This is a genomic window from Citrobacter sp. CK194, from assembly GCF_030333395.1.
GTDB classification, from domain to species: domain Bacteria; phylum Pseudomonadota; class Gammaproteobacteria; order Enterobacterales; family Enterobacteriaceae; genus Citrobacter_B; species Citrobacter_B koseri.
Window position 1 is genome coordinate 236,601 of the sequence record NZ_JAOWGA010000015.1, and the last position, 20,470, is coordinate 257,070.

A 20,470-nucleotide genomic window follows, 5' to 3' on the forward strand; every position below is an offset into this window, starting at 1 on the left:
GAATAAGCAAGCGGCCCGGATATTTACAAAAATATCCGGGCCGGGAAGTGGTTAAATGATGAATAAAATCAGGCGTGAGCCTCTTTAAAGACGCGGCGCTGAGGCTGGCGAATCGTGGTCGAGAGCGCCAGAGAGAGGATCAGCAGAGCGAAAATAACGCAGAAGGTGACGTAGAACCCACCGAACAGCGAGGCGATAATCGACCCACAAATACTGCCAATCCCAAAGCCCAGGTAAATCACGCCGTAGTTTTTCGCCAGGTTATTCAGGCCAAAGAACTCGCTCACCAGCGACGGGAATACCGTGATCGTACCGCCGAAGTTAAAGGCGACGCAGGCAATCGCGGCAAAGAACGTCACATCATTCAGCGGCGCGAACAGTAACGCCGCCATCCCGACCAGCGAGACAACCTGACCGAGGGTAATCACGCGGATACGGGCGATTTTGTCAGACAGAATGCCCAGCACCAGACGGCCTGACAGGTTAGCGATGGAAATCACCGTGACCGCGTTGGCCGCCGAAGCAACATCCATATGCGCCAGCCCCTGAGCAATGTCTTTCGCCACGCCGATGACATACAGACCGCTCATGCAGGCCGTCAGGAACATCACCGCCAGCATCCAGTACTGCGGTTTACGCATGGACTGCGCCAGGGTGAAGTCGTTTTCCACCACCCCGTTTACCGCTTTAACATCCTGATTCGGCGCGTCTTTCATCAGTGTTGAACCAAAGACAATCATCACCAGCACAATCGCGCCCCAGATCATAAATGTCTTTTCCAGACCGACCGTCGCCAGCAGCTGGCTGTCGATGAATTTGAAGCCGAGGCTACCGAGGCCATAAGAACCAATCGAGAAGGCGGAAATCAGCCCTTTACGTTCCGGGAACCATTTTACGCAGTTAGACAGCGTTAACAGGTATCCCGCCCCGTCCGCCAGGCCAACCAGCACCCCGGCGCTCAGCCACAGCATCATAAGGTTGTTGGAATGCGCCGTTAAAAAGAAGCCGATGCCCAGTAAAACACCTGACGCCATCGTGACGCGTTTTACGCCGAAACGTTCCTGTAATTTACCCGCCACGGAAGAGGAGATCGCCAGTCCCAGGCTCAACAAGCCAAATGAAAAGGCCACCTGGCTGACGGGCTCATCCAGTTTCGCAGAGAGCGCGCCATTAAACAGGCTCCAGGTGTAAACAGAACCTAACGCAAATTGTGTGATGATGGTGCCGATAAGCGTCAGCCAACGGGTACGCTGATAATCAGAAGTTTTCATGGCAGTCTTCCTGCATAAACAAAGGAGAAATTCACTGCTGACAACAATAACGAAGTGCTTTTTATGCAGGGGAAAAACGGCATGAAATGCCATCAGAACGGAATGAAATGCCTGGATTGCGGAATGAATGACGAGACAAAGACTGCGCGGCGTGATTTTTTTAAGGTCAGTTAGTACCTACTATCGCTGTACGCCTTGTTATTAAAGAGACTTAATTGTAAAAAATTTGTTTTTATTACGTGCGTATTCTCGTTAAAATCTGGCGCTAACGCCCAGGGTGTACAGATAGTCGCTATTGCTTGCGCTGTTATCTGCCTGAGAGAGCGCCGCATACGCCGCGATATGCGGGTTCAGTAGCATATCCGCCCCCACCGTCACATCCAGCCAGTTGCCATTCTGATCCGCCGCCGTCATTCGACTCAGCCCCGACTGCGCTTTCCAGATGTTCTCGCCGTATTGCTGGTTATAGCTGATTTGCGCCCAGGGACGGATCTCACCAAACTGCGAATTCACCCGCCAGCCCAACGTACTGACGCTGGCATGCCACAGAGGGTCGGTCAGCGCCTGCGCCGTCACGCTGTCGCCAAATTCATTAAACATCGAGGTGGTTGAGCCGTCGTAATGCAGGCTGGCGACCGGCCCGGTCGTCACGCGCCCGGCAAGCGGAAAATTCCAGCCCATGCTCATGCCGCTGGTCGCATCCAGTGGCGTTTGATCGGCCAGACTCAGCACAGGGCCTGGCGCATTCTGGCTGGACCGAATCCGCTCCGCCAGAATATCGTTGTAACTTGGTTGGTGATCGCTGTCCCATGTATAGCGTTCTGTCGTATGACCCGATACGGCATCAGCGATATATTCTTGTTGCCAGGCATATGCTGTGTTAGTGAAAATTGCACAGACGATAACGCTCGCCAGGCAGCACCACACCTGGCGACCACTGCATTTTTTTATAATCATCAACGCGACTCCAGAGAAGAGCCGAATTCGGCGATATTATTGTCATTGTTTGGCGGTTCCAGGGCTTATTAGCCCTGTATTAAATATTGTCTTTTTAGCTGGCGCGTCAAGGCGGGCCGAATGAAATTTTTGCGGTAGTCAAAACAGCGAGGAAGAGTATGCAGCGTTGCGGATGGGTCAGTCAGGACCCACTATACATCGCCTATCACGACAAGGAGTGGGGCATTCCCGAAACCGACGGCAAAAAGCTGTTCGAGATGATCTGCCTTGAAGGCCAGCAGGCGGGGCTTTCCTGGATCACCGTGCTGAAGAAACGGGAAAACTATCGCGCAAACTTCCACCACTTTGATCCCGTTCGCGTCGCGGCGATGCAGGAAGACGACGTTGAGCGTCTGTTGCAGGATGCGGGTATTATTCGCCATCGGGGGAAAATTCAGGCCATCATCGGCAATGCCAGGGCATATCTCGCAATGGCGCAAAATGGCGAACCGTTTGCTGAATTCGTCTGGTCTTTTGTCGAAAACCAGCCGCAGGTAACGCGCGCCGCCAGCCTGAGCGAGATCCCCACCTCAACCCCCGCGTCGGATGCGCTGGCAAAAGCGCTGAAAAAACGCGGCTTCAAGTTCGTCGGCACCACCATTTGCTACTCCTTTATGCAGGCGTGCGGGCTGGTCAACGACCATATCACGGGCTGTTTCTGCCATCCTGGAGGTCAGCATGATTCGCGAATCCCGGACTGACGATATGGCATCAATTTTGACGCTCTGGATGGAAAGCACGATCTATGCCCACCCGTTTATCGAAGCGCGCTACTGGCGCGAAAGCGAACCGATAGTGCGTGACGTGTACCTGCCCGCCGCGCAGACCTGGGTGTGGGAAGAAGCAGGTTCACTGAAGGGCTTTGCCAGCGTGATGGAAGCGCGCTTTTTGGGCGCGCTGTTTGTCACGCCGGACGCGATCCGCCGCGGGATTGGCAAGGCGCTGGTGCAGCATGTTCAGCAGCGCTTTACCGCGCTCAGCCTGGAGGTTTACCAGAAAAATCAGTCGGCGGTGAATTTCTACCATGCGCTGGGTTTTCGTATCGAAGACAGCGCATGGCAGGAAGATACACAGCATCCGACATGGATTATGAGCTGGCAGGCGGATTAAACGCCGTAAGCGTCAGCGAAGGGCCGGTATACTTTTCAATCCACGCCAGCGCGGTGTTGCCCGCACAGCCGTTCCCCAGTCGCGAACTGGGGAGATCTTTGGTCAACACGTTTACCGCGCCATTTTTACAGATGCCGCCAGCCGACACCTCTAAATCCGGCCATGCCCCTTCATGAATGCAGATAACGCCGGGTCTAATGCCCTCCGTCACCACCGCGCCCGCCAGAATTTGTCCTCGGTGATTCCAGACCCGCACCGTGTCGCCGTCGGCAATGCCCCGCGTCTGCGCATCCTGCGGATGCAGAGTAACCGGTTCGCGCCCCGCCACCGCATACTGTTCACGAAGCTGGCTGTAGTTAAGCTGGCTGTGCAGACGATGCGCCGGATGGGCGGACAGCACCTGTAGCTGACCGGGTTCGGCATTGCCGTGCCATTCGTCCGGCTCCAGCCACATTGGGTGTCCTGGGCAGTCCGCATAGCCGTAGTCCGCAATTCGCCGGGAGTAGATCTCTATCTTGCCGCTGTCCGTTTTCAGTGGATGCGCGTCGGGGTCGCGGCGGAAATCCGCAAAGCGGATAAACTGCGCGTTGGCCGCATTCTCCGGCATTTCAATCAGATCGTTGGCTTCCCAGAACTGTGCAAACGGCGGCAGCGTCACCTGCTGGCTGGCGCCGCGTTGCCCGGCGATGTTGTAGAAGGTTTCCAGCCACTCAAGCTCGCTTTTCCCTTCGGTAAAGCGCGCATGACCGCCCGTTTCCCAGCGCTCGCTCAGTTCGGCAAACACGTCAAAATCATTACGGGCCTCATCACGCGGCGGCACAACCTGCTTCATCGGCACCAGATGCTGGTTGCTGTAGTCGCCGGTCATGGTTAAGTCGTTACGTTCATAAGAGGTCGTGGCAGGTAACACGATATCGGCATGTTTCGCCGCAGCGGTCCAGAAACATTCGGAGATCACCACCAGTTCCGGCTTTTGCCAGGCGCGAATCAGACGGTTGGTATCCTGATGATGCGTAAAGTTCGCGCCGCCAGCCCACCAGACGAAGCGGATATCCGGGAAATGGCGGTTCATACCGTTGTGCTGATAGGGCGCGCCGGGATTCTCCAGCGCCTCGACAATGCGCGCCACCGGAATTTTGTCTACCGCATCGGTGCCGCCTGGCAGACTGCCCTGCATTGAAGCCAGTACGGCGGCGCGGCGCGTCGGGTTTCCCCCGTTGGCGAAATGGTACGAGAGGCCAAAACCGCCGCCGGGCGTGCCAATTTGCCCTAACATGGCGGCAAGCGTTACCAGCATCCAGTGTTTTTGCTCGCCGAACTGCTGACGCTGCATCCCCCAGCCAGACATCAACATAGTGGTGTTTTTATGGAAGAGTTCCGCCAGTTCGTGAATTTTAGCGGCGGATACGCCGCAAATATCTGCCGCCCATTCCGCCGTTTTCGCCACGCCGTCGCTCACGCCCAGCAGATAGTCGGCGAATGTCTCGTAACCGGTCGTGCAGCGCGCCAGAAACGCGTCATCATGCCAGCCGTTTTTTACCAGCGTATGCGCAATCCCCAGCATCAGCGCCACGTCAGTCCCCATATGCGGGGCGATCCACTCCATCTTATCGCCAAAGAACGCTGCGCTTTCCGATCGCATTGGATCGATGCAGATCAGCCGTTTCCCGCTGTTGCGCAGCGCGGCAAAGTAAGCAATGCCCTGCTCATCCGACGCATTCCAGGCAATTTTTAGCGTATTCAACGGGTTGGCGCTCCATAGCACCACCACGTCACTGTGTTCCAGCACAACCGGCCAGCTGGTCTGCTGCTGGTAGACTTCGTTTCCGCCCACCACATACGGCATGATGGCCTGCGCCGCCCCCGTAGAGTAATCCCCCAGATGCCCAGTATACCCGCCCGCCAGCGCCATATAACGCTGCAACAGGGTGGAAGCTTTATGCAGCACGCCATTCGAGCGCCAGCCATAAGAACCGGCAAAAATCGAGGACGGCCCATATGTTTCACGAATACGTTTGTGCTGGGTATGGATCAGATCCAACGCCTCATCCCAACTCACCCGCACAAATTCATCCTGACCGCGCACGCCCTGTGGCTTCTCTGGCGAGGCGAGAAATCCTTTACGCACCATCGGGAAACGCACCCGGGTAGGGCTGTGAACCTGGTCGCGCACGACGGTTTGCAGGGAATTGAGATGCGAAGTGGGCAGCGCCCCGCGAGACGCGAGAATCGTCTCGCCGTCAGTGTCGACCCGGACAGGTCCCCAGTGGGCGGCGGTTAATACCGAATAGTGCGATGGTGCGTTGATCAAAATGCGCTCCTGAATGCGATGCAGGTGTGACGGCTTATTTATTATGCCGCTCAATGTTACTTACAAATTTAAGAGTCTTCCCTGGAATTTTCTTCATGTTCGCACGTCATAATCAACCGCCACCGTCGCTGTGGCGAAAAAATAAAAAAGTCATTAAGGAACTAAGATGAAAAAACGTGTTTTGGTCATTGCTGCTATCGTGAGCGGCGCCCTGGCAGTATCTGGCTGCACAACAAACCCTTACACCGGCGAGCGCGAAGCGGGTAAATCCGGTATTGGCGCGGGCATTGGTTCTCTGGTCGGCGCAGGCGTCGGCGCACTCTCCTCTTCCAAGAAAGATCGCGGCAAAGGCGCGCTGATTGGCGCAGCGGCAGGCGCGGCGCTGGGCGGCGGCGTTGGCTATTACATGGACGTACAGGAAGCGAAACTGCGTGACAAAATGCAGGGAACGGGCGTGAGCGTGACGCGAAGTGGCGATAACATCATCCTGAATATGCCGAATAACGTCACCTTCGACAGCAGCAGCGCAACCCTGAAACCGGCGGGCGCCAACACGCTGACCGGCGTGGCGATGGTGCTGAAAGAGTACAACAAAACCGCCGTTAACGTAGTGGGCTACACCGACAGTACCGGCGGGCAGGATCTGAACATGCGTCTGTCGCAGCAGCGCGCGGACTCCGTGGCCAGCGCGCTGATCACCCAGGGCGTTGCCGCCAACCGCATCCGCACCAGCGGCATGGGCCCGGCGAACCCGATCGCCAGCAACAGCACCGCCGAAGGTAAAGCGCAAAACCGCCGCGTGGAAATCACCTTAAGTCCGTTGCAGTAATCGTTGTGCCGGGTGGCGACAGCGCCACCCGGCACATCGCCGGATGGCGGCTTTGCCTTATCCGGCCTACATTCTTATCCGGCATGAAGCGCTTGCCATCGTTGATTTTCGCGTTAAGGTGTTGTCACCAAATTCAGGGAAATCAGCGATGAGCAAATCAACACGGGCAACCATCAGCGATGTGGCGAAAGCCGCTAAAACCGGAAAAACCAGCATTTCACGCTACCTCAACGGTGAGAAGCATTTGCTGTCCGATGCCCTGCTGGCGCGCATTGAAAAAGCCATTGCCGAACTCGACTATCGCCCAAGCCTGATGGCCAGAGGCCTGAAACGCGGTCGTACCCGCCTGATTGGCCTGATCATCGCCGATATTACCAACCCCTATTCCGTTAACGTGTTGAGCGGCATTGAAGCCGCCTGCCGCGAGAAAGGGTTCACTCCCCTGGTCTGTAACACCAACAATGAGGTGGATCAGGAACTGCACTATCTGGATCTGCTGCGCAGCTACCAGGTGGAAGGCATCGTGGTGAACGCCGTCGGGATGCGCGAGGAGGGGCTGAACCGCCTGCAACAGTCGGCGCTGCCGATGGTTCTGATTGACCGTAAAATCCCTGATTTCGCCTGCGATGTCGTGGGTCTGGATAACACCCAGGCGGCAACAACCGCCACCGAACATCTCATTGAGCAAGGGTTCGAGGCGATCCTGTTTCTCAGCGAACCGCTCGGTATGGTCAATACCCGCCGCGAGCGCCTGAACGCATTTCGTGCGACGCTGGCGCGTTATCCTGGCGTGGTGGCGGAAAACGCCGAGGTGCCGCTGGCGGAAAATACGCAACTGGATAACACCCTGCGCCATTTTCATCAACAGCACCGGGGGATGCGCAAAGCCGTGATCTCCGCTAACGGCGCGCTCACATTGCAGGTCGCCCGTTCGCTCAAACGCATTGGTCTTAACTGGGGCAGCGACATCGGCCTGCTCGGTTTTGACGAACTGGAATGGGCAGAGCTGGCAGGCGTCGGCATCACCACGCTGAAACAGCCGACCTGGCAAATTGGTTTTGCCGCTGTCGAGCAGGTTGTACGCCGCATTGAAGGGGGCAGCGACGCGATTCACGAGCAGGTTTTCTCCGGCGAGCTGATCGTTCGCGGCTCCACCGCCCGCTAATTTTCCTTCGTGATGGTGATCATAATTTCGACACACTGCACTTTTCTTTGGAACCGGTTCCATCTAGCGTAATAGCAAGAGCGATAGATTTGGAGTTCCCATGCAAAGAAAAATTATGGTGGTCACCGCCGCCTATGGCTACGACCAGGTGCGTGCCGCAGGCGGGCAAACCGCGATGCTGCCCATCATTGCCGGAGCGGGGGCGGATGGCGTCGAGATTCGCCGTGAAATGTTCACTGACGCCGAGCTTAACGCGCTCCCGCTGCTGGCGGCCGCCATTGACATTTTCGGCCTGCTGGCCTGCTACTCCGCGCCGGAACCGTTGTTCCTGGAGGATGGCAGCCTCAACCCCCACCTTCCCGACCTGTTACAGGAAGCCTGCACGCTGCAAGCGCTGTGGCTGAAAGTGTCGCTGGGTCATTTTGAACGCCAGGATCAGCTCGACACCCTGCGTGACTGGCTGGAGAGCAGCGGCATGGCGCTGGTGGTGGAAAATGATCAAACCGCCTGCGGGAAATTGCGCCCGATGCAACGCTTCAATGCCGCCTGTCAGGTACAGAACCTGCCCATCAGACTGACGTTTGATATGGGGAACTGGCTGTGGGTAGGCGACTCGCCGGAAGACGCCGCACGCTACCTGGCGCCCGCCGTCGGCTATATCCACGTTAAAGCCGCCACGCCCCATCACGACAGTTTCCGCGCCGTTGCGCCGGATGACGCCGATCCCCGCTGGCTGGCGCTGCTGAACGCGCTGCCTGTTGATGTACCGCGCGGTATTGAGTTCCCACTGGAAGGGCAAGATTTGACGGCGGTGACTCGTCGCTACGTCGATTTGTTACGTGAGGAGTAACGCATGAAAAATTCTCTGGATGTCATCACGATTGGTGAAGCAATGGCGATGTTCGTCGCCACGCAAACGGGCGATCTCGCAGACGTAGACGCGTTTATCAAACGCGTCGCCGGGGCCGAACTTAACGTAGCGACCGGCCTGGCGCGCCTGGGGTTAAACGTCGGCTGGGTAAGCCGCGTCGGTGATGACAGTTTTGGCCGTTTTGTCCTTAAGTCGCTTGAAAAAGAAGGGATTGATGCGCAGGGCGTCACGCTGGACGGACGTTACGCCACCGGCTTTCAGCTTAAATCTAAAGTCGAAAATGGAACCGATCCCATTGTGGAATATTTCCGTAAAGGTTCCGCTGCAAGCCACCTTTCCGTGGACGATTACCACGATGCGTACTTCTCCGGCGCGCGTCATCTGCACTTAAGCGGCGTTGCGGCGGCGCTTTCCGCCAGCTCTTATGAACTGCTGGCGCATACCGCCCGCACCATGAAAGCGCAGGGCAAAACGATTTCATTCGATCCGAATCTGCGCCCGGTGCTGTGGAAAAGCGAAGCCGAAATGGTGGAAAAACTTAACCGCCTCGCCTTCCAGGCCGACTGGGTGCTGCCCGGTCTGAAAGAGGGAATGATATTAACCGGACAGCAAACGCCTGAGGGCATTGCCGATTTTTATCTGCGCCACGGCGTGAAAGCGGTGGTGCTGAAAACCGGCGCGGATGGCGCCTGGTACAAAACCGCTGAGGGCGAGCAAGGCTGCGTCGCACCGGTGAAAGTGGACAACGTGGTCGATACGGTTGGTGCGGGCGATGGCTTTGCCGTGGGCGTGATCAGCGCCCTGCTGGAAGGCCGCACGCTGCATCAGGCAGTGACGCGAGGCAATAAAATTGGCGCGCTGGCGATTCAGGTTCAGGGCGACAGCGAAGGATTACCCACACGTGAAGCGTTAGGCGAATAAACTTCACGCAATGATAACAGCCCCCTGTACCCTACATACAGCGGCGGCATAGTGACAGAGGCAGGCCTATGACAAGCTCAACAAATGCAGCAAAACGCTGGTGGTACATCATGCCTATCGTGTTCATCACGTACAGCCTGGCGTACCTGGATCGCGCAAACTTCAGCTTCGCTTCCGCAGCGGGGATTAACGAAGACCTCGGCATCACGAAAGGGATCTCCTCCCTGCTGGGCGCCCTGTTCTTCCTCGGCTATTTCTTCTTCCAGATCCCAGGCGCGGTGTACGCCGAGCGTCGCAGCGTACGTAAACTAATTTTTATCTGCCTGATTTTATGGGGGGCATGCGCATCGCTGACCGGGATGGTGAGTAATATCCCAATGCTTGCCGCCATCCGCTTTATTCTCGGCGTCGTGGAAGCGGCCGTTATGCCCGCCATGCTGATTTACATCAGCAACTGGTTCACAAAGTCAGAGCGTTCGCGCGCCAATACGTTCCTGATTCTCGGCAACCCGGTGACGGTGCTGTGGATGTCCGTGGTTTCAGGCTACCTGATTCAGGCGCTCGGCTGGCGTGAAATGTTCATTATTGAAGGCTTCCCCGCCATCATCTGGGCGTTCTTCTGGTGGGTGCTGGTGAAAGACAAACCGTCACAGGCCGGTTGGCTGACGGAGTCAGAAAAAGCCGCGCTTCAGGCGCAACTGGAAAAAGAGCAGCAGGGCATCAAAGCGGTACGCAATTACAGCGAGGCATTCCGCTCACGCAACGTCATCCTGCTGTGCATGCAGTATTTCACCTGGAGTATCGGGGTGTACGGGTTTGTTCTGTGGCTGCCGTCCATCATCCGCAGCGGCAGCGCGAATATGGGCATGGTGGAAGTCGGCTGGCTCTCTTCAGTGCCGTACCTGGCGGCGACAATCGCGATGATCGTTGTCTCCTGGGCATCCGATAAACTGCAAAACCGTAAACTGTTCGTCTGGCCGCTGCTGTTGATTGCCGCCTTTGCCTTTATCGGCTCATGGGCCGTTGGCGCGAACAACTTCTGGCTCTCTTATACCCTGCTGGTTATCGCCGGTGCGGCGATGTATGCCCCTTATGGCCCGTTCTTCGCCATTATTCCTGAAATGCTGCCGCGTAACGTCGCGGGCGGCGCAATGGCGCTGATCAACAGTATGGGCGCGCTGGGCTCTTTCTTTGGTTCATGGTTCGTCGGCTATCTCAACGGCGCAACCGGCAGCCCGGCCGCCTCGTACATTTTTATGGGGGTGGCGCTTTTCGCCTCAGTATGGCTAACTTTAATTGTTAAGCCTGCTAACAATCAGCAATTACCGATTGGCGCACGCCACGCTTAAACCTTAACTCACGGAGATCCGCATGAAGCCGTCCATTATTCTCTACAAAGCGTTACCTGACGATTTACTGCATCGCCTGGAAGAGCATTTCACCGTCACGCAGGTGCCAAATCTTCGCCCGGAAACGGTAGAACAACACGCCCAGGCTTTCGCCAGCGCGGAAGGTTTGTTGGGCTCCAGCGAAACCGTCAATAGCGCACTGCTGGAGAAGATGCCAAAACTACGCGCAGCATCGACCGTCTCCGTGGGTTATGACAATTTTGATGTGGCTGCCCTCAACGCGCGCAGCGTATTGCTGATGCACACGCCGACCGTGCTGACGGAAACCGTTGCGGATACGGTAATGGCGCTGGTGCTGAGCACCGCCCGCCGCGTGGTGGAAGTGGCCGAACGCGTCAAAGTGGGGGAATGGACAAAAAGCATCGGGCCAGACTGGTTTGGCACTGATGTACACCACAAAACGCTGGGGATTGTCGGGATGGGGCGCATTGGTCTTGCGCTGGCGCAACGCGCTCACTTCGGCTTTAACATGCCGATTCTCTACAACGCCCGCCGCCATCATCCTGAGGCGGAAGAACGCTTCAACGCCCGGTACTGCGATCTGGACACCCTGTTACAGGCGGCGGATTTTGTCTGCCTGATCCTGCCGCTGACGGAAGAGACGCATCACCTGTTTGGCGCGGCGCAGTTTGCCAAAATGAAGTCCTCCGCCATTTTCATTAACGCAGGGCGCGGCCCGGTCGTGGATGAAAACGCGCTGATTGCCGCCCTGCAAAGCGGTGAAATTCATGCGGCGGGTCTGGATGTGTTTGAACAAGAACCGCTGCCGGTCGATTCGCCGCTGCTGTCGCTGCCGAACGTTGTGGCGCTGCCGCACATCGGCTCCGCCACCCATGAGACGCGCTACAACATGGCCGCCTGCGCGGTGGATAACTTAATTGATGCGTTACAAGGCAAGGTGGAGAAGAACTGCGTGAACCCGCAGGTCGCAGGATAATAAATGGCCGGGCGGCGGCGTTGCCCTGCCCGGCCTACAACGTTGCTTAACCGTATGCCCGATCGACGCCAGCGCCATCGGGCATAAACAGCGTTACTGGATCGCGTTTACCGCAGTGGTCCAGGCCTGATTAAATGCCTGGTGCTGAGACGCCAGCGGCCCAATCAGCGTGTTGTACTGGCTGGCCTGCTGTGACGTCGGGAACTGAATGCCGTTCGCGACAAAGCTCACCTGCGTATCCTGCTGCGCCACAAAGTCGCCGACCTGCACCAGTTGCTGCGTGAAAATTTGCGCAGCCGGAATCAGCGGCTGTAACGCCTCCGAAGGCGCCGTCACCACTTTACTGTAAACCTGATCAAAGACCGGTTTCAGGTCGTCGGACTGTTTCAGCGCGCTGTGCGCGGCATCTGCCTGCAATTTCGCATTCTGCAACTGCTGGCCCAGCACGCCCAGAGAACCATTTGCCTGACGCAGCGGCTCGCGCTGAGTGACATAGTCCTGAGGAACGCGGATCGCATTGACGCTATCCACAACCGGACGCAGACCGGAATCCATCGCCTGATTCACCTGCTGCGAATAGCCATACAGGATCGCATAATCAGACACGAACGGACCAAATTGTTTTTTCTGATCGGCGGTCAACGTCGGCAGACGCTCCCCGCTACGCATCGCAGTATTCTGCAGGAAATCAATAAACGCTTTACGCTGATCACCTTCTTTATCAAAACACCCGCTCAGGCTAACTACCATTAATAACGCCATAACAGGCGCAAACCAGCGAGAGCAGGACTTACCTGTCGCCATTTTAATACTCCTTTCACCCAAAAATGCGCACAACGATGCCGCGTGCCTGACGCTGACAAGGATAGTCCAGGACAGCCTTGCAAGATACCCTTTCTGCGTAATCTTGCCGTGGAATATTATACGAAGAAACGGCCAGCTTTTTTACGTGATAAAATTTTTGTTATCTTTACAATTGCGCGCCGTCGATCCGATATGTCGGCCTTTTTCAGATCCTTAGCCAACGCGCGATCCTGACCGGAATGCGCTGAAACGAATCCACTTCTTTGCCGCTTCCAACCGGCTTCACGTTTCCCGACTATTCTTAATGAGCTTCGATGAAATTCACGATCCCGCTGTGTGATTTATAGGAGTTCTCAATGGAATACAAAGATCCTATGTTTGAACTGCTGAGCAGTCTGGAACAAATTGTTTTTAAAGATGTATCGCAGACGATTATCCTGACAAACAAGCCCAACCCTTTTACAGAGTTTGAACAGTTACGAAGAGGAACCGGGCTAAAAACAGATGATTTTGCCCGGGCGATGGGCGTAACCGTTGCCATGGTGCAGGAATGGGAATCCAGACGGGTAAAACCGTCGAGTACCGAGTTAAATCTGATGCGCCTGATCCAGGCCAACCCAGGTTTAAGTAAGCAGTTGATGAAATAGATTATTGCCTGATTTTTTCGTTTAACGGTCCTGTTAAGGGGCCGTTTCCCGACAGACTTACCCGAAAGAAGTAAAATAAAAGTTGCATCCACAAGCGTTACATGAGTTAATGCGTCCAACGGTTTGACGTACAGACCATTAAAGCAGTTTAGTAAGGCAGTCCCCTTCAAGAGTTATCCGTTGATACCCCTCGTAGTGCGCATTTCCTTAACGCTTAAAAAATCTGTAAAGCACGCCATATCGCCGAAAGGCACACTTATTTTTTAAAAGGTAATACACTATGTCCGGTAAAATGACTGGTATCGTAAAATGGTTCAACGCTGATAAAGGCTTCGGCTTCATCACTCCTGACGATGGCTCCAAAGACGTGTTCGTACACTTCTCTGCTATCCAGAACGACGGTTACAAATCCCTGGATGAAGGTCAGAAAGTTTCCTTCACCATCGAAAGCGGCGCTAAAGGCCCGGCAGCTGGTAACGTAACCAGCCTGTAATCTTAGCCTTATAAGCTCAGAATTGAAGATCCCTGCCTATCGGCGGGGATTTTTTTTACCTTTTTCCCCATAAAAAAACCTGCCAGATGGCAGGTTTTATTTTATTGCGACAAACTTACTGCAACAGGGAAATATCCGCTACCTGCAGGAACAGCTCACGCAGTTTCGCCAGCATAGAGAGGCGGTTGATGCGCAGATCTTTGTCATCAACCATCACCATCACTTTTTCGAAGAACGTATCGACCGGTTCACGCAGCTCAGCCAGTTCGACTAGCGCTTCCTGGTAACGACCTTCAGCAAACACGGGTTCAAGTTTGTCACGCAGAACCACAACTTGCAGAGCCAAAGCAATTTCCTCTGGTTCCTTCAACGTTGCCGCATTGACACGATCGTTCAGCACTTCGTCGGACTTCGCCAGAATGTTGGACACACGTTTGTTCGCCGCCGCCAGCGCGGAGGCTTCTTCCAGCGTGCGGAAGTGCGACACGGCCTTCATACGGGCATCGAAATCCGCCGGACGGGTCGGACGACGCGCCAGAACCGCCTGAATGGTGTCCACGGTGTAACCTTCGTCCTGATACCAGGCGCGGAAACGACCGAGCATAAAGTCGATAACGTCATCAACCACATTCGCGTTGGTCAGCTTGTCGCCGTACAGACGCGCCGCTTCTTCGGTCAGCGTTTGCAGATCCAGATTCAGGTTCTTCTCAACGATGATACGCAGCACGCCCAGCGCGGCACGACGCAGCGCGAACGGGTCTTTATCGCCTTTCGGATGCTGACCGATACCGAAGATACCCGCCAGCGTGTCCATCTTGTCGGCAATCGCCAGCGCGCAGGCAACCGGGTTAGACGGCAGGTCGTCACCGGCAAAGCGCGGCTGATACTGCTCGTTCAGCGCGACAGCCACATCTTCCGCTTCGCCGTCATGGCGCGCGTAGTGCATCCCCATGACGCCCTGCGTGTCGGTGAACTCAAAGACCATGTTGGTCATCAGGTCACATTTCGACAGCAGGCCCGCACGGGTGGCGTGGTTAACATCCGCGCCAATTTGTTCAGCAATCCAGCCCGCCAGCGCCTGAATACGGTCGGTCTTGTCGCGCAGCGTACCCAGCTGTTGCTGGAACAGCACGGTTTGCAGACGCGGCAGGTTATCTTCCAGACGTTTTTTACGGTCGGTATTGAAGAAGAACTCGGCATCTGCCAGACGCGGACGCACCACCTTCTCGTTACCGGAGATAATTTGCTGCGGATCTTTAGATTCGATGTTCGCCACGAAGATAAAGTTCGGCAGCAGTTTGCCGTCTGCGGCGTAAACCGGGAAGTATTTCTGGTCGCCCTTCATGGTGTAAACCAGCGCTTCAGACGGCACCGCGAGGAATTTCTCTTCGAATTTCGCCGTCAGCACCACCGGCCATTCCACCAGCGAAGTGACCTCTTCCAGCAGGCTCTCGCTCAGGTCAGCGTTACCGCCAATCTGACGCGCCGCTTCTTCTGCATCGGCTTTGATTTTCGCTTTACGCGCTTCGTAATCAGCAACAACTTTACCGCGCTCCAGCAGGATTTGCGGATACTGGTCAGCAGTGTCGATGGTGATTTCCGGCTCGCCCATAAAACGATGGCCGCGAATGACGCGATCGGACTGGATACCCAGAATCGTTGCCGGAATGAGCTTGTCGCCCAGCAGCAGCGTTACGGTGTGTACCGGACGCACGAAGTGAACGTCAGACGCGCCCCAGCGCATCAGTTTCGGAATCGGCAGTTTCGCCAGAGAGGTGGCAATCATGTTCGGCAGCAGCGCTTCTGCGCTTTCGCCTTTCACATGCGCGCGATACAGCAGCCATTCGCCTTTGTCAGTGGTCAGACGTTCAGCCTGGTCCACGGTGATGCCGCAACCACGCGCCCAGCCTTCCGCCGCTTTGCTCGGTTTGCCTTCCGCGTCAAACGCCTGGGCAATCGCCGGGCCGCGTTTTTCAACTTCGCGATCGGGTTGAGAAGCAGCAAGATTCGCCACTTTCAGCGCCAGACGGCGCGGTGCGGCGAACCACTCTACGTTGCCGTGTGCGAGGCCAGCGTTATCCAGCTCCGCAGTAACGTTCGCAGCAAAGGACTCCGCCAGGCTGCGCAGGGCTTTTGGTGGCAGCTCTTCAGTGCCGATTTCCACCAGAAAAGTTTTCTCAGACATGGCCGCCTCTTATTTGTCTTTGTTGCACATCGGGAAGCCAAGGGCTTCACGGGAAGCGTAGTAAGCTTCTGCCACTGCTTTGGTCAGGGTGCGAATGCGCAGGATGTAGCGCTGACGCTCGGTAACGGAGATGGCTTTACGCGCATCCAGCAGGTTAAAGCTATGGGCGGCTTTCAGAATACGCTCGTAAGCAGGCAGCGGCAGCGGGTTTTCCAGCGCCAGCAGTTGCTGTGCTTCTTTCTCATACTGTTCGAAACAGGTGAACAGGAAATCCACATCGGCGTATTCGAAGTTGTAGGTGGATTGCTCCACTTCGTTCTGATGGAACACGTCGCCATAGGTGGTTTTACCCAGCGGGCCGTCGCTCCAGACCAGGTCGTAAACGCTGTCTACGCCCTGAATGTACATAGCCAGACGTTCCAGGCCGTAGGTGATCTCACCGGTAACCGGCTTACACTCCAGACCGCCAACCTGCTGGAAGTAGGTGAACTGAGTCACTTCCATGCCGTTCAGCCACACTTCCCAACCCAGACCCCAGGCGCCCAGCGTCGGGTTTTCCCAGTTATCTTCCACGAAACGGATATCGTGGATAGTCGGGTCCATCCCCAGCTCTTTCAGAGAACCGAGATACAGCTCCTGGATGTTATCCGGCGATGGCTTAATCACCACCTGGAACTGATAGTAGTGCTGTAAACGGTTCGGGTTTTCGCCATAGCGACCATCGGTCGGACGACGAGAAGGCTGCACATAGGCAGCCGCCATCGGCTCTGGCCCCAGCGCGCGCAGACAGGTCATTGGGTGAGAAGTCCCCGCGCCGACTTCCATGTCCAATGGTTGAACAATGGTGCAGCCCTGGCGAGCCCAGTAATCCTGTAAGGTCAGGATCAAGCCCTGGAAGGTCCTGGTATCAAACTTTTGCATATTATTTCGTGCTGGATACGTGTGGATTTAAAGGAAGGGATCAGTATACCCGCTGACCGCAAGATATACAGTACGAAACGGGAAAAAGGGGGAACTTAGCGCATGGAAAGATGTAAAAACTGCCCTTCTGCGTCAAAAGAGCAAACAAAACTCTCTTTGCGGAAAGTATTGCCGCGCATCTCATAGCTACCCTGGTATTGCTCAAAACCGGTCACATCAATTTTCTGCGTGCCGGTGTTATAACGCCGCGCCGCCTGCGCTTTGCACAATGCTTCCATATCCAGTGAGCGTTCCGGGTTCACGTTGACCTTCTGCGCCTTCTGAACCGACTGCGCTGTCGTCGCGCATCCCACCAGCAGGAGGGTTAACAGCGCCGGAAAAACAGACTTCATCATCATTTTTATTACCGCCTTATTTGCCGGTCGCTCTTATTATTATTAAGGTTAGGGTTTAGCCCAAAAGACAGGCGCATTTTGCGAATCTCGCTGAGCCATCACAAGCTTTAGCGTAAAAACTCAGAATATTCCAGTGAGATACCGCGCCAATAAACAAGTCAGACCCTATTTAAAACGGAAGCAGAGGAACTGATGCAACCCAAAATATACTGGATTGATAATTTGCGAGGGATCGCCTGTTTAATGGTCGTGATGATCCACGCCACCACCTGGTACGTCACCAATGCGCAAAGCATCAATCCGTTTAGCTGGGATTTTGCCAATGTCCTGAACTCCGCCTCACGCGTCAGCGTACCGCTGTTTTTTATGATCTCGGGCTATCTCTTTTTTGGCGAACGTAGCGCCCAGCCGCGACATTTCCTGCGCATTGCGCTCTGCCTGCTGTTCTATAGCGCCGTCGCGCTGGTATATATCACCCTTTTTACGTCGATTAACGCAGAGCTATCGCTGAAAAACCTGCTGCAAAAACCGGTGTTCTACCACCTGTGGTTTTTCTTCGCGATCGCGGTGATCTACCTGGTATCGCCGTTAATACAGGTTAAAAACATCAGCGGCAAAATGCTTCTGGTGCTGATGATCGTCATTGGCGTTGTCGCCAACCCCAATACCGTGTCGCAAAAAATCGGCGGATTTGAGTGGCTCCCCGTTAACCTGTATATCACCGGCGACACGTTTTACTACATCCTCTATGGCATGCTGGGCCGGGCGATTGGCATGATGGAGACACAAAAACGTTCGCTGACCTGGATAAGCGCCGCGCTTTTCATTACGGCGGTATTGATTATTTCTCGCGGAACGCTACATGAACTCAACTGGCGCGGAAATTTTGCCGATACCTGGTACGTCTATTGCGGCCCAATGGTGTTTATTTGCGCCGCGTCGCTGCTCACGCTGGTCAAAAATACCCTGAATACGCGCACGGTTCCCGGGCTGGCGCTGATTTCCCGCCACTCACTCGGTATTTACGGGTTTCACGCGCTGATTATCCATGCGCTACGGACGAATGGCGTGGAGTTTAAACGCTGGCCGCCGCTGGATATCGTATGGATTTTTACCCTCACCCTGGCCGGAAGTTTGCTGCTGTCGATATTGCTACAGAAGATTGATACGCGCAGGCTGGTCAGTTGACCGGCCCTTATTCGTCATCAGAATACGTGGCGTACATATCCGTACCCAACAGACTCACGCCCAGCCCCAGAAGGCACATCACTTTGACGGCGACCGGTAAATCAATATTCCATAGACCGACAAAAAGCATACCTGCGGCGAGAAGTAACAGATATTTGCACCGGGTGAGCAGACGCTCATTTCCCGTCGGCTCCTGGCGTATTAACAGGGGAAAGCCACTCATCACCATTATCGCAAAAAAATAGCCCTTGTCGCTCAACGAGTGGCAAGCAGGCCACAGCCCTGTCAGATAGACCAGCGCACCGCCCGCCAGCATGATTAAACCGGCCAGACGCTTCCTGCGCGCAACCTTATCGTCCATATCACTCTCCTTATGCTTTGCCGATTCACATTAAGACAAGAAATAAGAATGGAAAAGACGATAACCGGACAATAACGTGAAAATCAGAAAACACACATATTGATTTCGATATATATCGAGGCAATCAATATGAAATAAGAATTCCTTCCGGCCACTGCCGGAAGGAATAGCGGATTAAGACATGAGCGGTAATAACTGCTGGTAAATGCGGCGGAACGTTTCGCGACGTTCAAGGTAACGCGCATGGCGTTCAGCATCAGGGAAATGCGCTTGCTCCAGCGGAAGCTGCGGTAATAAATCAGATAATGGTTGCTCTTTATTCATCGCAATTTGCGCCAGACGCGCGGCGCCCAATGCCGGGCCTACATCGCCGCCGGTACGGTAGTCAAGCTGTAGCCCGCTGATATCCGCCAGCATTTGTCGCCAGTATTCACTGCGCGCCCCGCCGCCGATCAGCGTCACGCTGCCGGGTTTCACGCCACAGGCATGCACAACATCCATGCCATCCGCCAGCGCATAACCGACGCCTTCCAGCACCGCCCGCGCCAGCTCTGCGGGGCCATGCTGATGCGTAAGGCCAAAGAATACGCCCTTCGCCTGCGGATTATTATGCGGCGTGCGTTCGCCGGAAAGATAAGGCAGGAACCAGACGGCATCCGCGTTATCATCCGCCTGGCGTGCCGCGTCAATCAGCGCGGGAACAGACGCCTGACCGGTCAATTTTGCCGCCCAGTCCAGGCAGGATGCCGCGCTCAGCATGACGGACATCAAATGCCAGCGTTCGGGCAGCGCGTGGCAAAAACTGTGTACCGCACTTTCTGGTTTACTGAGAAAACCGTCGCTCACCGCAAAATAGACGCCTGATGTTCCCAGCGACAGCATGGCCTGACCCGCATTGATCATCCCCACGCCCACCGCGCCCGCCGCGTTATCTCCGCCCCCTGCAACAACAGGCACCGCAGGCATCCCCCAGGAGTGCGCCACCTCAGGCAACACCGTACCGGTGATGTCGCTGCCTTCGTACAGAGCAGGCATGTGCTCACGGGTTAGCTGACAAGCGTTGAGCATGATGTCGCTCCAGTCACGCGCCGCGACATCCAGCCACATCGTTCCCGCCGCGTCCGACATATCGCTGGCAAAATCCCCCGTCATACGCAGACGCAGGTAATCTTTAGGTAGCAGCACCTTTGCAACCTGGCGGAAGATATCCGGCTCATGGCGCTGAACCCACAGCAGTTTTGGCGCGGTAAAGCCGGGCATCATCAGATTGCCGGTAATGGCGCGAGACTGCGGAACCTGCTGCTCAAGCAGCGCGCACTCTTCACCACAGCGTCCGTCATTCCATAAAATCGCCGGGCGTAGCACCTTCTGGTGTTTATCAAGCAACGTGGCGCCGTGCATCTGCCCGGCAATCCCCAGCGCCTTTACATCACGCAATGAATGCTCTCGCCCCAGCGCTTTTACGGCGCGATCCGTCGCCAGCCACCACTGTTCGGGATCCTGCTCCGACCATAATGGATGCGGGCGAGAGACGGACAGTTTCTCCGTCTGCGAGGCCAGCACGTCTCCCTGCTCATTCAGCAGGATGGCTTTCACACCGGACGTGCCCAGATCTATCCCGATATACATCGTGACCACTCCTTTATCGATGCGCCG

The 20,470-nt window shown here is 55.6% G+C and carries 20 protein-coding genes; 11 read left to right on the plus strand and 9 right to left on the minus strand.

Annotated elements, in window-relative coordinates; genetic code table 11:
* Positions 1 to 68: 68 nt before the first annotated feature.
* Complete coding sequence (locus OGX80_RS06555) at positions 69 to 1,271, minus strand: L-lactate MFS transporter (RefSeq protein ID WP_233644198.1); 1,203 nt, start codon at positions 1,269 to 1,271, stop codon at positions 69 to 71.
* Positions 1,272 to 1,523: 252 nt separating this feature from the next.
* Positions 1,524 to 2,228, minus strand: coding sequence for an autotransporter outer membrane beta-barrel domain-containing protein (locus OGX80_RS06560; protein WP_115180995.1), 705 nt, complete (start codon positions 2,226 to 2,228; stop codon positions 1,524 to 1,526).
* A 158-nt stretch (positions 2,229 to 2,386) separates the two neighbouring features.
* Between OGX80_RS06560 and tag the strand changes: the two genes are divergently transcribed.
* Both tag and OGX80_RS06570 read left to right on the plus strand, forming a co-directional pair.
* Complete coding sequence (gene tag, locus OGX80_RS06565) at positions 2,387 to 2,968, plus strand: DNA-3-methyladenine glycosylase I (protein WP_058668258.1); 582 nt, start codon at positions 2,387 to 2,389, stop codon at positions 2,966 to 2,968.
* Positions 2,946 to 3,377, plus strand: coding sequence for an N-acetyltransferase (locus tag OGX80_RS06570; protein WP_115180994.1), 432 nt, complete (start codon positions 2,946 to 2,948; stop codon positions 3,375 to 3,377). The genes tag and OGX80_RS06570 overlap by 23 nt, the downstream gene beginning before the upstream one ends.
* On the opposite strand, the gene OGX80_RS06575 is transcribed toward OGX80_RS06570, so the two are convergent.
* The gene (locus OGX80_RS06575; RefSeq protein ID WP_115180993.1) at positions 3,355 to 5,688 is read right to left on the minus strand and encodes a molybdopterin guanine dinucleotide-containing S/N-oxide reductase; all 2,334 of its coding nucleotides are present in this window, start codon (positions 5,686 to 5,688) and stop codon (positions 3,355 to 3,357) included. The two genes, OGX80_RS06570 and OGX80_RS06575, sit on opposite strands and share 23 nt — an antisense overlap.
* A gap of 166 nt (positions 5,689 to 5,854) precedes the next feature.
* Between OGX80_RS06575 and OGX80_RS06580 the strand changes: the two genes are divergently transcribed.
* The 6 genes from OGX80_RS06580 (at position 5,855) to ghrB (ending at position 11,820) form a co-directional block, all read left to right on the plus strand.
* A complete protein-coding gene (locus tag OGX80_RS06580) occupies positions 5,855 to 6,517 on the plus strand; it encodes an OmpA family lipoprotein (RefSeq protein ID WP_049008917.1) in 663 nt (220 codons plus the stop codon).
* Between the two features lie 148 nt (positions 6,518 to 6,665).
* Positions 6,666 to 7,682, plus strand: a complete 1,017-nt coding sequence (locus tag OGX80_RS06585) for a LacI family DNA-binding transcriptional regulator (RefSeq protein WP_024131050.1) — start codon at positions 6,666 to 6,668, stop codon at positions 7,680 to 7,682.
* 100 nt (positions 7,683 to 7,782) lie between these two features.
* Positions 7,783 to 8,532, plus strand: coding sequence for a sugar phosphate isomerase/epimerase family protein (locus OGX80_RS06590; RefSeq protein ID WP_115180992.1), 750 nt, complete (start codon positions 7,783 to 7,785; stop codon positions 8,530 to 8,532).
* Positions 8,533 to 8,535: 3 nt separating this feature from the next.
* The gene (locus OGX80_RS06595) at positions 8,536 to 9,474 is read left to right on the plus strand and encodes a sugar kinase (RefSeq protein WP_012135690.1); all 939 of its coding nucleotides are present in this window, start codon (positions 8,536 to 8,538) and stop codon (positions 9,472 to 9,474) included.
* Positions 9,475 to 9,542: 68 nt separating this feature from the next.
* The gene (locus tag OGX80_RS06600) at positions 9,543 to 10,823 is read left to right on the plus strand and encodes an MFS transporter (RefSeq protein WP_049008241.1); all 1,281 of its coding nucleotides are present in this window, start codon (positions 9,543 to 9,545) and stop codon (positions 10,821 to 10,823) included.
* A 22-nt stretch (positions 10,824 to 10,845) separates the two neighbouring features.
* Complete coding sequence (gene ghrB, locus OGX80_RS06605) at positions 10,846 to 11,820, plus strand: glyoxylate/hydroxypyruvate reductase GhrB (RefSeq protein WP_115180991.1); 975 nt, start codon at positions 10,846 to 10,848, stop codon at positions 11,818 to 11,820.
* Between the two features lie 93 nt (positions 11,821 to 11,913).
* Here the strand turns inward: ghrB and OGX80_RS06610 are convergent, their stop codons facing one another.
* A complete protein-coding gene (locus OGX80_RS06610) occupies positions 11,914 to 12,624 on the minus strand; it encodes a DUF3053 domain-containing protein (RefSeq protein WP_024131051.1) in 711 nt (236 codons plus the stop codon).
* A gap of 356 nt (positions 12,625 to 12,980) precedes the next feature.
* On the opposite strand from OGX80_RS06610, the gene OGX80_RS06615 reads away from it, so the two are divergent.
* A complete protein-coding gene (locus OGX80_RS06615; protein WP_058668263.1) occupies positions 12,981 to 13,271 on the plus strand; it encodes an HTH-type transcriptional regulator in 291 nt (96 codons plus the stop codon).
* Between the two features lie 280 nt (positions 13,272 to 13,551).
* A complete protein-coding gene (gene cspE / locus OGX80_RS06620) occupies positions 13,552 to 13,764 on the plus strand; it encodes a transcription antiterminator/RNA stability regulator CspE (RefSeq protein ID WP_000014594.1) in 213 nt (70 codons plus the stop codon).
* A gap of 115 nt (positions 13,765 to 13,879) precedes the next feature.
* Here the strand turns inward: cspE and glyS are convergent, their stop codons facing one another.
* The 3 genes from glyS to OGX80_RS06635 all read right to left on the minus strand — a co-directional run bounded on the left by glyS (position 13,880) and on the right by OGX80_RS06635 (position 17,268).
* Positions 13,880 to 15,949, minus strand: coding sequence for a glycine--tRNA ligase subunit beta (gene glyS, locus OGX80_RS06625; protein WP_058668264.1), 2,070 nt, complete (start codon positions 15,947 to 15,949; stop codon positions 13,880 to 13,882).
* A gap of 9 nt (positions 15,950 to 15,958) precedes the next feature.
* A complete protein-coding gene (gene glyQ / locus OGX80_RS06630; RefSeq protein ID WP_001168544.1) occupies positions 15,959 to 16,870 on the minus strand; it encodes a glycine--tRNA ligase subunit alpha in 912 nt (303 codons plus the stop codon).
* A 95-nt stretch (positions 16,871 to 16,965) separates the two neighbouring features.
* Complete coding sequence (locus OGX80_RS06635; RefSeq protein WP_115180990.1) at positions 16,966 to 17,268, minus strand: YsaB family lipoprotein; 303 nt, start codon at positions 17,266 to 17,268, stop codon at positions 16,966 to 16,968.
* A 189-nt stretch (positions 17,269 to 17,457) separates the two neighbouring features.
* On the opposite strand from OGX80_RS06635, the gene OGX80_RS06640 reads away from it, so the two are divergent.
* A complete protein-coding gene (locus OGX80_RS06640) occupies positions 17,458 to 18,453 on the plus strand; it encodes an acyltransferase (protein ID WP_047460352.1) in 996 nt (331 codons plus the stop codon).
* 7 nt (positions 18,454 to 18,460) lie between these two features.
* On the opposite strand, the gene OGX80_RS06645 is transcribed toward OGX80_RS06640, so the two are convergent.
* The gene (locus OGX80_RS06645) at positions 18,461 to 18,814 is read right to left on the minus strand and encodes a YiaA/YiaB family inner membrane protein (protein ID WP_115180989.1); all 354 of its coding nucleotides are present in this window, start codon (positions 18,812 to 18,814) and stop codon (positions 18,461 to 18,463) included.
* 174 nt (positions 18,815 to 18,988) lie between these two features.
* On the minus strand, positions 18,989 to 20,443 hold the full coding sequence (gene xylB / locus OGX80_RS06650) for a xylulokinase (protein ID WP_112001416.1): 1,455 nt from the start codon (positions 20,441 to 20,443) through the stop codon (positions 18,989 to 18,991).
* Between the last annotated feature and the right edge of the window lie 27 nt (positions 20,444 to 20,470).